Source organism: Nitrospira sp. Ecomares 2.1, from assembly GCF_965152585.1.
The window spans coordinates 3,082,046-3,094,480 of sequence record NZ_OZ224219.1; the positions used below are offsets into that span (position 1 = coordinate 3,082,046).

General features: G+C 49.4%; 13 protein-coding genes. 6 read left to right on the forward strand and 7 right to left on the reverse strand.

Translation table 11 applies throughout. From position 1 onward, the window contains the following. Window positions 1–28: 28 nt before the first annotated feature. On the reverse strand, window positions 29–778 hold the full coding sequence (locus ACWHYD_RS13555; protein ID WP_447962558.1) for a 2OG-Fe(II) oxygenase: 750 nt from the start codon (window positions 776–778) through the stop codon (window positions 29–31). Further along, complete coding sequence (ada, locus tag ACWHYD_RS13560) at window positions 775–1,854, reverse strand: bifunctional DNA-binding transcriptional regulator/O6-methylguanine-DNA methyltransferase Ada (protein WP_447962559.1); 1,080 nt, start codon at window positions 1,852–1,854, stop codon at window positions 775–777. The genes ACWHYD_RS13555 and ada overlap by 4 nt, the downstream gene beginning before the upstream one ends. Window positions 1,855–2,132: 278 nt before the next feature. Between ada and ACWHYD_RS13565 the strand changes: the two genes are divergently transcribed. From ACWHYD_RS13565 to ACWHYD_RS13575, 3 genes are all read left to right on the forward strand, one after another. Next, window positions 2,133–2,576, forward strand: a complete 444-nt coding sequence (locus ACWHYD_RS13565) for a hemerythrin domain-containing protein (RefSeq protein ID WP_447962560.1) — start codon at window positions 2,133–2,135, stop codon at window positions 2,574–2,576. 687 nt (window positions 2,577–3,263) lie between these two features. Beyond that, window positions 3,264–3,665, forward strand: a complete 402-nt coding sequence (locus ACWHYD_RS13570; protein ID WP_447962561.1) for a hypothetical protein — start codon at window positions 3,264–3,266, stop codon at window positions 3,663–3,665. 456 nt (window positions 3,666–4,121) lie between these two features. Further along, entirely contained in the window at window positions 4,122–4,262 is a 141-nt protein-coding gene (locus tag ACWHYD_RS13575; RefSeq protein WP_447962562.1) for a hypothetical protein, read from the forward strand. Window positions 4,263–4,349: 87 nt separating this feature from the next. Here ACWHYD_RS13575 and ACWHYD_RS13580 read toward each other — a convergent pair whose 3' ends face one another. Then, on the reverse strand, window positions 4,350–5,720 hold the full coding sequence (locus tag ACWHYD_RS13580) for a mechanosensitive ion channel domain-containing protein (protein WP_447962563.1): 1,371 nt from the start codon (window positions 5,718–5,720) through the stop codon (window positions 4,350–4,352). 643 nt (window positions 5,721–6,363) lie between these two features. Between ACWHYD_RS13580 and ACWHYD_RS13585 the strand changes: the two genes are divergently transcribed. Next, window positions 6,364–7,485, forward strand: coding sequence for an AI-2E family transporter (locus tag ACWHYD_RS13585; protein ID WP_447962564.1), 1,122 nt, complete (start codon window positions 6,364–6,366; stop codon window positions 7,483–7,485). Between the two features lie 12 nt (window positions 7,486–7,497). Continuing rightward, window positions 7,498–7,752, forward strand: a complete 255-nt coding sequence (locus ACWHYD_RS13590) for a GlsB/YeaQ/YmgE family stress response membrane protein (RefSeq protein ID WP_447962565.1) — start codon at window positions 7,498–7,500, stop codon at window positions 7,750–7,752. A 153-nt stretch (window positions 7,753–7,905) separates the two neighbouring features. Here the strand turns inward: ACWHYD_RS13590 and ACWHYD_RS13595 are convergent, their stop codons facing one another. From ACWHYD_RS13595 to ACWHYD_RS13610, 4 genes are all read right to left on the reverse strand, one after another. Then, window positions 7,906–8,562 carry an HAD family hydrolase gene (locus ACWHYD_RS13595; RefSeq protein ID WP_447962566.1) on the reverse strand — a complete coding sequence of 219 codons (657 nt, stop codon included), beginning with the start codon at window positions 8,560–8,562 and terminating at the stop codon, window positions 7,906–7,908. A 495-nt stretch (window positions 8,563–9,057) separates the two neighbouring features. Then, the gene (locus tag ACWHYD_RS13600) at window positions 9,058–9,612 is read right to left on the reverse strand and encodes a sugar O-acetyltransferase (RefSeq protein ID WP_447962567.1); all 555 of its coding nucleotides are present in this window, start codon (window positions 9,610–9,612) and stop codon (window positions 9,058–9,060) included. Between the two features lie 194 nt (window positions 9,613–9,806). Then, entirely contained in the window at window positions 9,807–10,565 is a 759-nt protein-coding gene (locus ACWHYD_RS13605) for a class I SAM-dependent methyltransferase (RefSeq protein WP_447962568.1), read from the reverse strand. Window positions 10,566–10,656: 91 nt separating this feature from the next. Continuing rightward, entirely contained in the window at window positions 10,657–11,154 is a 498-nt protein-coding gene (locus ACWHYD_RS13610; RefSeq protein ID WP_447962569.1) for an N-acetyltransferase family protein, read from the reverse strand. A gap of 578 nt (window positions 11,155–11,732) precedes the next feature. On the opposite strand from ACWHYD_RS13610, the gene ACWHYD_RS13615 reads away from it, so the two are divergent. After that, window positions 11,733–12,362 carry a hypothetical protein gene (locus tag ACWHYD_RS13615; protein ID WP_447962570.1) on the forward strand — a complete coding sequence of 210 codons (630 nt, stop codon included), beginning with the start codon at window positions 11,733–11,735 and terminating at the stop codon, window positions 12,360–12,362. Window positions 12,363–12,435: the final 73 nt, after the last annotated feature.

Sequence of the window (12,435 nt, forward strand, 5' to 3'; positions counted from 1 at the left end):
CCGTTTGGGTGGAAATTCTCCATCCGGGTTACCTGGCGTCGTGGAAAATTATCCCGACTGTATAGCGTTGCCCTGAGCGAACGCGGCTAACCCCATGCCGAAGGTTCACACGATACCAGCCCCTTCCCCCTCGCACAGGGCGATGATGAACCGCGAACAAGACGCCATCGCCCTGTCGGAGGGGGACAACTATCGGCCGGGATTGCATTCGTGGTCGCTGCTCGGTCATCACAAATTCCCCACCCGTAAAATCCGCCTGAGGATCAGATAGGAGAATGGCAAGCTGAAGGGGAAACACATGTGGGCCATAGAGGTCCTGATGCAGACAATTGTAATCGTCGGCTTCATACTTGAGTATGAGCGGTGTGGGCTTATCCTGGCCGGCTTGATGACAGCGAGCGAGGAATTCCGCATGCGTCGTCGGATAGCTCACCTCGATGCCCATGGCCGTATTCCACCGGTTGGCGATCGGGACCAGATGAGGGTATACACTCCTTCGGAGTTGTTCGATGAGACCAGGAAGCGGATACCGGAAATACTGATATTCTCCACGGCCAAACCCATGGCGGCTCATCACAATACGGTTGCGGAATATCTCATCGCGGGAGTACAACGAGACCAAGGAGTGACATTCTTTCGGAGCGAGAAGGTGTTCGATCACGGCGTATCCGTGGGCGTCGAGGTCAGGCGACAACTGGTCCCAATCCAACCGCCTCACTCGTTCAGATAGACTGTTGTGCAAGGCAATGGGAGATGGTGGTTGCCCCACCACATTCATGTCGGTCTCTCCCGTTCCAGCAATACTCGTTTCCGTTCAATACTCCAGCGATAGCCTGAGAGTTCGCCATTGGTACGCACGACACGATGACAGGGAATCGCGACAGCTAAGGGATTGGCACCGCAGGCCCGAGCCACAGCCCGGATCGATGTCGGCGACCCGATTCTCCCGGCGATGTCGGCATAGCTTACCGTTGAGCCGGCCGGAATTCCCTGCAAGGCCTTCCAGACCCGTTGCTGAAACGCCGTACCACGCACGTCCAGTGGCAAATCCAGACTTCGCGCAGGGGCTTCGATAATACCGACTACTTTTTCGACAAGGTGGTCAAAACCAGCATCTCCCTGGATGAGATGAGCGTGAGGGAACTGGTTTTGCAAATCACGCGTCAATTGCTCAGGATCATCACCAAGAAAGATCGCACAGACGCCGCGTTCACTGTTGGCGACAAGAATCGACCCAAGAGAACATTTCCCCACCCCAAACCGTATTGTGGTCCATGCGCCTCCGGCCCGGTATGTGGAAGGTGTCATCCCCAAGACGTCATTGGCGTTTTCATAAAATCTCCCGCTGGAATTATATCCGGCCTCGTAGATTGCATCTGTCACGCTGCCCCTCCCCTGTAATTGAGTCCTCACACGATTGGCACGAAGTGCGGTCACATATTCTTTCGGCGTCACACCCGTGATCGCCTTAAACAGCCGATGAAAATGATAGATGCTCAGACCTGCATTCGTGGCCAATTCTTTGAGACCCGGTGCCTTTCCAGATTTCTCAATGAACCGGCATGCCGCGATGACAGTTTGGGTATGTCGGTTTCCCCATGCGGGCTGATTGGGGATGCAACGCTTACAGGGACGGAAACCAGCCTTCTCGGCATCCTCACATGTAGCATGGAAACGAACGTGTTCGGGCCGTGCCAGTCGTGACCGACAGGACGGACGGCAGTACACGCCTGTGGTTTTGACGGAATAAAAGAATGTGCCGTCGGCTTTCAAATCGCGGGAAACTACTCTGGCCCAACGAGGGTCATGTGCCGTTGCGACCAAAAGCCTAGCCTGGTTCGCTGTATGTTTCACGACGACCCCCTGCTGAAGACTCTAATGCTGAAAGCATAATTTACCAAGAAACCTCCCCGCCCGGACATTCCTCATTTCCGGATCAATTTTTCTTATACAGAATTCGCGGACAGAGGACACTCCGTTTCTTGCTTTCCAATTCGCATTTCCCATAAGGCTCCAGGGTTCTTACCAGTTCACGTGTATGGAGGAACAAGATTATTCTTCGATCAAGAAATCGAGGGTTTATTATTTTACAGTAAGTAATCATCGGTCATTGACCGGAAAGGAAGCGGGGAATGGACATTTTTCAAATCTTAAAAAAGGACCACCAAAAGGCAAAGGACTTATTTAAAAAATTGGAAGGAACCGGCCCGCGTGCCACCAAAAGCCGTGAAAAGTTATTTTCACAATTAAAGAATGACCTCGAAGCCCATTCGCATGGGGAAGAAGTCGCGTTCTATCCTGCATTAAGAGAAAATGCAGAGATGGTAGACCTCATTAATGAAGCCACGGAGGAGCATGCAGAGGTCGCCAATCTTCTGGAAGAACTGGAGGAGCTGGGGCCGGAATCCGAGGAATGGGACTCAAAACTTTCCCAGCTCAAAAAAAATGTCCTGCACCATGTCAAAGAGGAAGAAGGGGAAATTTTCAAAAAGGCCAAAGAGATTTTGGAAAAGGAAGAAATACAGACCATAGGGAAAGAATTCCAAGAAGCCAAAAAACAAGCCACGGCGAGCTAATGCTTAGTTTTATACACTCCCACGGAGGGGATTCTCGATCGAGAGGCGGCTCTTTCTATCACGATAGTCGATGAACCCGCCTCCCGATTTGAGAATAGCTTCCTTTCGTGCCTTTTCGGAGCTAGATTCGATCCCCATCGTTCTAACTGAATCCGCTTTCCTCCCCATCCCAGCGACAGAAGATCTTCCTCGCCTGTCATGGCAAACCAGCATGTAACATTCGCTCCTCACTGAAATTCTTCGTCGTCATGCCTACCATCGGCGGCAGAACGTTGACCATCGCATGGCTAATCCAAACGTAGCTCGGGCAAACGTCTCCTTAACTGGTGACAATGGCTTTGTTCCCCTGATCGGGATCGGCAGCGACTGTGGAAAGAACGACCGCTCGCCCCCTGTTTTTTTCTTCCCAGAGGTGGTTTCAGGACCCTGGACATGGAAACTTTCACGTGATCCTCGAACAATGGGATGTTCCACTGGCTCCCAATCGCTATATCATTGTGAGAGAATCAGGTAGCATCACCTCGATGTACCCTAAAGAAGGTAAGGCTCTTAAGATGTTAAGGATGGCCGCACCACAGGAAGCACTTGAACGATATCCAGGCAAGCCACCTATTTTACCTTCATCGGGTTTTTTTATAGGATAGTCTTAAAAATTCGATCGACACATTCTAACAAGGAGGATTCTCTATGCGAGCGTTAGCCTATGTTTTGATAGGAGTGTTAGGAGGGATTGGCGTCATGATGTTTTCGGCTGGTGCGAGCGAACAACCCCTTCATTCGCCACCGATGGGGTATGCTATGGCTGCCCCCGAACCAGATGACCCGACACCCTGGACGGGAGACGATCTCCTGGAGATGGCAAAAATCTATGATCAACAAGCCGATGAACTGCAAATGGACGCTGTTCGCATAGAACGGCGAGCCACATCCCTTATGCTGAAACCGCATATGGATCCCAAAGGCTTTCAACGGACCAGCCTCATGCATGTGGCCTCCTCACGCTGGAAAGCGGCTAAGGAATTAAGAGAAATGGCAAACATGCATAGAGCTGAAGGCCAACGCCTTATGGATGATAAAAAAGTGGGATGAAGGTAACCACCGGACAAAACCAGGACGTACGTGTGAACGGAAAGTAATGAACAGACATCCGGGGAATATTTTCACAAAAATGAGGGATGCCTATTTGTGTGGATGGGCAGCCAACCGAAAAGAGAAAGCGCAGCCTTTCCACTAAGGTCGGGAATTTTAAAAAATTTACGTTCTGGCCCAATCGACAATAGCCAACAGAGGTGGACCAGGAACTCGGACAGGGTGTTAGGCTACAATTCCTGACCAGAGGAGTGGCATGAATTATGAGTTGAATCCGAATAATGCATCCTGCCACTGATAAGGCCAAAAATACGCCAGCGGCGATACCGGAGGATGCCTCGATATCAAGGTCAGCTTTAAGGTATGGCGTACATACCCCCGTCATTCACCGCTAGAAACGTGAAGCCACGGCCTCAAATGGACGCGGGGTGTTCAGGAACTTATGGGAGGAGCCACATGGATCAAACGGCTCAAATTCATGTGTCGCATATCAAAATTGGCCAATTGAGTGTGGGAAGGGATTCTTTAGTCAATGTCTTCAACCGGTTGGGGTTAGGAGGTAACAAAAACTGGTTGAGTCATCTCATATTCATCTGAGTAGCAGAACGCCGTGTCTGCTGCTTTCCATCAGCTGGGACTATCTCCCGCCAGGGTAACCAGCAGGATGTCTTTCGAAATTCAAATCTATGATTTCAGTAAATCCCTTTCCTTATTCTCTGCTCGATCTTTGGAAATTTGTTCAAAAATATGATTATCTTTGGTGACATCGGCCTGAGAATCTGATTGCACAGCGGGTGATGAAGCATCCTTTGTATGCTCGGTCTGCTCAACGAGAGCCTGGTCATCAAGAGGGGAATACCCCTGCATCTTCAAACGATAGATGGGTTCGGGCATTTCATAATTGGCCAGATCAAAGGCTTCTTTCACCGCCCGAATCGCTTCACTTTTTACCTTTCCGAAGTCGTATTGATCCTGGGTCGTCCATGCGAACATTTTCAGGATCACATTCGAATCGCCTAATTTCTCGACCGCGCATCGAACCGGAGGATCAGCTATCACCCCGCGGGTTTCCTCCAAAGTTTTTATAGCCAATTGCAACGCCGACTCGATATTGACAGCAGTGTCGATACCGACCTCAAAGGAGAAACGCCGTTTGGGGTTCCGGGAATAGTTGAGAATAATACCTTTGTACACCGTAGCATTGGGTATGCGTACATGATTCCCGTCCAGCGTCATGAGAATGGTCTCCCGCGATGTCAATTTCATGACCAAGCCTTCATAATTTTCCAAAACAATCTGGTCCAGTGGCCGAAAGGGTTGTCTGATACTCAGCAGAATGCTGGCAATGTAATTTTCCACCGTGTCTCGGAGGGCAAAACCTATGGCCAGGCCCATGACTCCGGCCACACCAACGATAGTTCCCAAAAGAGCCGTGGCGTCCAGGATTTCGAGCATGACGATAAAGCCAAGAAATATGACGGTCCCCTTGACGATTTGTTTGGCTAATGATTGCAAAAACGCATGTGGAGTAATTTTTTCATACAGGTTATCCCATTTGGTCATAAAGGATGCGAGAAACCAGAATAGAAGAAATACCGTGAAGCCGATGATTAGGAGTGGCAGATAGGAGATAAAATTATTGAGTTGGTCAAACATTTTTTCCTGCACGACGGTCAACCGTTCACGGACCTCCCGTTTCTGGGTGATTTCATCTGTCACACTGACCACACCATCCACGCGTTCGGCAAGTTCAAGGGCCTGTTTGTGGGCTTCTTTGGTGGATGTATACCCCGTCAGACGTACCACCCCCGCCTTCACGGCGATGTCGACATTGGCAAGCTCCGGCAAATTCTGGAAAACCTCCGTAAGCCGTTGCGTAATAAGCCTGTCTTCAACCTTGTGCGCTCCAACCGCAATTTCCTGTGATTTCTCGGTGGGTCGTGAATCTGTGGGAGCCTCTGGATTATCCACAGGTTCCTGGCACCACAATGGTTCAACCCGCGCACTCACGAGAAGTACGATAAGGAATACGAGAATTACTGAATTAAAGTACATAACATTACATCCTGTCCTTATTTCCCATCATTGACTACTTCGAGAGACCGACGAACACATTGCCGGACCTCTCCGTCAAAGTAGTCAAAGTACAATCTCCGTCTCAGTCGATACCCGAATTTATCTAGACCAGAAAAAGCGGCACTCCTCTTGAAATAAAAATGTGACATTGCGGCAGAGGAGGATACAAACCTGAATTTCAGAATAATCTCAGAAGATCGCCCATTGAGAAAGGATAAATAATTCAAGGCTTATTGAGGTCGTATTCATAGTTCACTAATCCCTATGAATGATTCAACAGACAAATTCAGGTCGGACTATCTGAAAACATCCGTCAAAACCGCTCTCTGAATACGATGGGAATCTAGGAGTGGATGTGGACACTTAAAAAGTTCCGCTTAATGATTTGTCTATAATAAATCAACGGGCCGGTGCATATCATAGATAGGAGTGAGATTTGCCTGAATCCATTTCAACCTAAGAATTTTTCTAAAATGCAAATACTCAGCGAACGGTAAGTGTTACACTGCAGAGGTAAAACATGCGGGTACTCCTAATGATGATCATGGTTTCATCCTTTTCCTCGACCAAGCGGACGGCTTCAGGTATGCCGATACCCTCACCCTTTGGGGCGTCAACATAAATGTCGCCACAAGTTCTCTCAGCGGCCTTCCTCGTATTGTGTTCCCTCCTGCTGTATGTGTTAGCCCTTATTTTTGCCCCATTTCTCACACCCATTTTATGGGCCCTGATTTTGGTTCGCATCTTCTATCCACTTTATCAATGGTTGACCCGAATCCTGGGAAACCGGAATACCGCCTCGGCTGCCCTGAGCACGCTGAGTGTCATGTTGGTGGCCGTGTTGCCGGTAGCGTATATTCTCTTTCTGGTCATCACAGAGACCATAAATGCCTATCAGCTCGCGATGACGTGGGTGCAGGAAGGAGGATTGAATAGACTTCCTGATCTTGCCGCAAAATTGCCTCTCATCGGCAACCTCTCCCAAGAATTGTTGGGGGGATTTATCGTGGCGTATGGGGATCTCCAAGTATCTCTGCTTGAAGGAGGGAAGGTGGTGAGCGGGGTCCTCCTGTCCAGCGTCGGAGGATTGGCCAAGAACGGCATTGATCTCCTGATGGATTTATTTGTGATTCTGTTTACCTTATTCTTCCTTTTTCGCGACGGGCATCACCTCTATCGGGCATTTTACGAAGCCCTCCCTATCGAGGAAAGCTATAAGGCGGCCATCATGGAACGCCTGGACCATGTGATGGTGGCGGTCGTTCAGGGTACCATGCTCACCGCGTTGGCACAGGGGTTCGCGGCTGGCCTCACCTATGGAGCGCTGGGCGTCCCGTTTGCCGTTTTTCTGGGAGCTCTGAGCGCACTCTTTTCTCTTCTCCCGTTCGGAGGCACGGCATTCGTCTGGGGTCCGGTCGCCGTCTATCTTTTTTGGACCGCGCCGGTATGGAAAGGGATCGTCATGATCGGCATAGGAATCGGATTGGTCGGACTCATGGATAATATTCTGCAGCCTCTTCTGGTCGGCTCCAAAGCGGACCTGCCGGTCCTGTTTCTCTTCTTCGCTTCCTTAGGCGGCCTCGCCTACTTCGGATTCATCGGATTATTTCTGGGTCCAATTCTGCTTGGGATCGCCCTGGCGGTTTTCCAAATTTACCGTGAAAATTATCAGGAGCAGGCAGGTCTTTTAATAAAAGCAGGATCGGGACACCCACAAGAGCCGGAGAACCCAACAATTAAATAGGAGGGATGAGGTATGAGTATCATCGGTTGGATCGTCTTTGGATTAATTGTGGGAGTAGTTGGAAAAATCTTAATGCCCGGGAAAGACCCTGGAGGGTTTTTTGCCACTGTTGCTATCGGTATCATTGGGGCGCTTTTTGGTGGGATGCTCGGCCGAATGGTCGGCATGTATGGACAGGATGATCCCGTGGGGTTTGTGATGGCCGTAATCGGAGCCATCCTGTTTCTCTGGCTTTATCGGGTAATTACCCGCCGTGGTGACACGTGACGTCAGCAATTTTCCCCGGATCGTCGGGGACAGTTTTTTCCCCTCGCTGACTCGTCTGTTTCCAGCTACCACATGAGCAGAATAAACAATGAGGGGATTTCGTCTGGATTCCGGGTGCAGTTATATCACCCATCGCTGAATGCCCCCTCCTTCCTATTTCGTTTCAAATGAAGTGGGAAACCCGGATGCCAGCAGTTCCGCACAATCCTGGTATACAGCCACCGCTCCAGCCGCATGGAGTTCCTCCCGACTAAAGGCCCCTCCGGTTCTGACCGCAATCGTCTGAAGTCCACAACCTTGAGCGGATTGAATATCCCAAATGGTGTCCCCGACCACAATGCTCTCCTGCGGGGAACATCCGGCCCGCTCCAGAGTGAGTTGAAAAATATCCGGTGCGGGTTTCGCACTGTCCACATCCGCTGATGACACCATCCCGGCCAGCTTATCCTTGGCCTCAAGCGCTTGAACATGATGTTCCAATTCTTCAGACTTCGCACTCGTCGCCAACCAGATGGCGATGTCTTGGGATGAGAGGGATGCAAGGATTTCTTTGGCTCCAGGCAAAGGATAGGTATGATCTTTCAACTCCTCAAAAAATTCGCTGTGCAACTCATTGGCCTTTCCGTGTAAGGCCTCATCCGTAAGAAGCGCACCCAGCATCAGGTCCGATCCCTTACCAATCTGACGATGAATCGCGGCACGCGGGACTGGATGTTTGACTACCGAAAAAGCACGGGCCCAGGCCTCAACGTGTAAATAATTCGTATCCATAAGCGTGCCATCCACGTCGAAAATCACCACTCGTATCATAGGAAAATCTCCTGTCAGACAGGCGGAAGGGTCGGAACCTGCCTTTGAAATTTATCTTAAATCCTCAAACCCTAAAGGATAACTATCCAAGGCTCGGTAGCCAGCTTTCCTATTAATAGGACATTTCCACTATTGATTGAAATGGATACTTTCAAATTTCCCTTAGAGGATTCGTCTATCCGCAGGACATCTATAGACATCACAATCAAAATACCCTGAAATTTACGTGGCTATCTTTCCAATTGGGTGGGAACGAACCCTTCCAAGGCATAAACCAATTCGAACCATGGCAACATGCACTTTCAGGATTTGATTCATGGAGTCCTGCCTGCAGATTCCATCCCGAATCTCTCGCCTACTCACGAGCCGCATCATGTCCCTACTCTTACACTATAACCGGGGGTTAGCGGACTGTGTGATTTAACCGGCATCACCAGGCTTGGCGGGGTAATCCATTATTGGAAAAAGGTCGGACACCAATATGCATGGGGCAGGTTAGATTTGACGAATGACCCGACAGGGATTGCCCGCTGCCACGACACCCGGTCTGACATCACGAGTGACCACGCTACCAGCACCAATGACGGCACCATCCCCGATGACGACCCCAGGGCAAATGATCGCACCGCCACCAACCCAGACATCATCGCCAATGGTCACCGTCTTGGCGAATTCCAGACCGGAACGTCGTTCCTGAACATTCAGTGGATGTAAGGCGGTGTAGATGTGAACCGCAGGGCCGAACAAGACATGACTTCCGATTGAAATCGGCATGACATCAAGAAGAACGCAGTTAAAATTGAAGTAGGCATGTGCTCCGAGACGAATATTGTACCCGTAGTCACAGAAAAATGGCGGGGTGAGATACGCGTCGGTTTCTGTGTGCAAAAGGTCGGCAAGGATCGTTTGGCGCTCGGCTTCCGGTGCGGTCGCAGGCAAAGCATTCAACCGCTGACAAAGAAATCTGGCCCGCTGGCGCTCTTCAACCAGCTCCGGATCGGCACCGTTATATAACTTACCTTTGAGCATTTTTTGTTTTTCAGTCAACATAGAAGGACCTGATCTTTCAGAAGTAAAAAAACACGCCCATGCGAGTGGTTAATGGAGAATCTGAGTAAAGGAGCGGGGTGGGCAATTAAAAGTTGCATTTAAATTTTGACAATAAGTTTAGATTTCCAAAATCATTCCTGCAAACTCATGACTCATGTATAACTCCCATTCTTTTCCCCACTCAGAGAACCAGGTCACGCAACCTTTTGTCCAACCGTGATAAGGATCGGGTAGGCAAAGCGAATCTCACTCCCCATGCGATGCACCCCTACACCCATGGCATCTTTCCCAATGTCAGACTGGAACATCTGGCGAAGCTTGTCTTTGTCACCAGAATGGGGGAAGGAAGCAGCCAGTTGCTGTTCCAACTCCATCTCGACCTTATACCGTCCCGTTTTGATATTGGTCAGACCCGACGTCTCAATGGCTGCCGCCATCCCGTCAAAACTAAGGGCTTTAGTATGCGAAGGGTCCCGGATTTGTTCCATCCGATTGTATGCATCGATTTTTTCTGATGGAAGAACAGCGTCAACCACCATGACTCTTCCCTCAGGCTTGCAAACCCGAACCATTTCCAACAACACTGCCACGGGATCGAGGAAGTGATGGAAGCTATAGCGCGTCACCACACACGAAAAATGGGCATCGGGAAATGGGAGTGGCAAAACTTCCCCAATGTGCCAGGAAACATTGGTGAGATTCTGTTCTTGCTGCCGTTTCCGCGCTTCCTCAATCATGGTTGGAGTGAGATCAAGACCGGTCACATGAGCGACATGTTTGGCAAATTCGCAGGCCACAATGCCGGGACCACAAGCCACATCGAGAACCGTATCGGTGGCACACACCCCACTGAATGGAACCAGCATATCCATCGATTCGGAATGGCCGGGAAGTTCTGAGAAAGGTACGGCCTGTAGGGTAAATTGCGTAATGATCGTGTCGTTGTGTTCCATTGTTTCTTGCTCTCCTAAACATACCGACCTCATGCCAGGTTCAGGGACAAACCTTTACTGACAGATCGGCTGGAATGCCGTATGAGGTTCATCACTTGAACAAGCGCAAAGCCATTTGTTCTTCGTCGAAGTAGGAATCCCCCATTTTTAAACTGCGTTCTTCACGTGCGAACGATGTGAAGCCTTCTGAAACATAGAGACTCTTCGCGTGAACGTTGAGCGAAACCACCGTCAAATTGTTGTGTTCCAGGCCTTCGATGGTCCTTGCCCGCTTCACGACTTCCTGGACAAGCTTCCTGCCAATTCCTCTGCCTGAGGACTCCGCACGCACATACATTCGATACAGCAAGCCTTTATGTCTCAGCTTTGCCTGCGTTTCTCGTGCAAAACTCACCGCTCCAGCCAATTGCCCTTCATCAAGCCAGGCCCCCAGGGTAAAGGAATCTGAACAGATCGACGCAAAGGGAACCATGGGTTCTCCGGCGTCTTGCGAACTGATGCGAAAGGATTCAGGATGCTCTCGTAACCCCGAAAGCATGAGGGTTTGATACGCACTCACATCCGTCGATGTTAACTCGCGAATGGTCATGCTTTCCCCTCAGACCTTCTCGTGTTTCTTTGGCGCCAAAAAATGAATAGATATATCGGCATAAGGTGCAGCTCTCGGATTTTGGGACTGTATTATAGACCATCCAATTCTCTGGAAAATACGCGATTATCGGTCTTATTTCATTTCAGTTGCCTTCCCAACGGCCATTGTTTACAGCCTCATCTTTCGACATCCGGCATCAGATCCGCCTAGCTCACCTCTCCCATCAATTGGGTAAAAATAAATGCGGCGGGATTCCCGGTGAATTGCCAAAAGCGATCAACTAGTTGTCCCTGATAAGAACATTTTTTCCAAACAAGGGAAAGCGGAGCATTCCACAAGCTGTATCACTGCTAGAAAATTTAAGTTTGTCCATGCCTTCCGCCGATAAAAAACTTAGCGATTCCTTCCCTGCTCATCAGGGACGTCAATGACCATCTCAAGAAATTCCTCTCTTCCTGAAATTGCATGACAAGTCCTTCCCTTCCGATATCACCAGCACATTCTTATAGTCTTCATCAGAATTTTGTCATTTTCTTTGCCCATTACAGTGGGCAAATACAACCCACCGGGGGAACATGAAAGGATCGCTTTTAACGTATCTGTTACCCATCGTGATGGGACTGATCGTCTTTAACGGACTATCGAGTCACGCACAGGCAAAGGTCATAGAACCTGAGGAATCGGAGACGGTGGTGCTTTCGGGTGGTGGAGGAATCTTTTATCCGTTTCAAGGCAAAACCGGGGGAAGCGGTGCCATTCAAGCCATGGGAATCATCTCTCCTCAAGAACGAATGGGTGTGGAGCTGGAATATCGCAATTACAAAAACGACCTGCTTCATGCGAACAATATCGATATGCAATCCTTTATTTTCAGGGGAATAGGGCAGTACTTTTTCCGTACCCACGGCATTTCACCGTATATCGGCCTTGGACTCAATATTGCATTCAATGTTTTTGATGAAAAGGATATTGAAAAAAAGAGGGATTCAATTAACGTAAAAGGAGACAAAGGTTTTGGATACGGCGTCATGGGACTCGTGGGGGTCGAGGCCCCAGTGGGACAGGGAGTAGCCCTATTTGCCGAAGGCCGGGTGAGTGCGGACTTTCAGTTAACGCGGTATAAGAATGGATCAGGAAAAAATAAACTTGATGTTGAAAATTTGAGTGGCCTAACCGGAATGATCGGCATTCGTTTTCATTTTTGACCTTCCCATGCTATCAAACAATCACAGCAAATAGTCAGATGAAATGGAAAATGATCCATTCTTATTGCAGAAT